General features: G+C 30.9%; 1 protein-coding gene. It reads right to left on the bottom strand.

What is annotated here, in order from left to right; genetic code table 11:
- On the bottom strand, nucleotides 1–641 hold a 641-nt coding region (locus tag ACERKK_RS13180), incomplete at both ends, for a transposase (RefSeq protein ID WP_373773532.1).

A 641-nucleotide genomic window follows, 5' to 3' on the forward strand; every position in this document is an offset into this window, starting at 1 on the left:
GTATTTAAGTAGAACTTGATTTGTAGCTAGTCCATTACGTTTAGTTCTAATGGAGGCTAATGCGGCGGAATAAAGAGCTCTTCTGCCAAACCGAGTACCACGTTTAGACATTTTAATTTTATCACCTTTAAAGTTTCCAGATTCATTAACAGCTGGGTCAATTCCAAAAAAAGCTACAAGTTGTTTTGGAGTAAGGAATTTATCTATACTGCCAATTTCAACAAGCATTGTAATTGCGGTAATATATCCGATGCCTGGTATGGACATTAATAAAGATATATTTTTAGATAAAAATAAAGACATATTATCACTTTTAACGAAACATTCTATTTCTTTTAGAAGTTTAGCTGCTTGAATGTCAATAGCCTCATAAAGAGCTATTGAAGTGGTGATAGATACTGATAACATTGAAGATGGCAAACTGATAATCTGAGCATTTTTAGCACATTCAATTAGTTTTAAATATTTTTCTTCAGCCCACTTAATACCTTTTTTTGAACAAATTAAAATATCAATAATATCTTGTTTAGGAGCTGAAAGAACTAACTGTGGGGAAGAATATTTTTTAAGTATGTTAATTGAAACATATCCACAGATGTTAGCAAAAAGTTTTTGATATCCACTAAAAGATATGCACAAAG

This window comes from Poseidonibacter sp., from assembly GCF_041821165.1.
Lineage (GTDB): Bacteria > Campylobacterota > Campylobacteria > Campylobacterales > Arcobacteraceae > Poseidonibacter.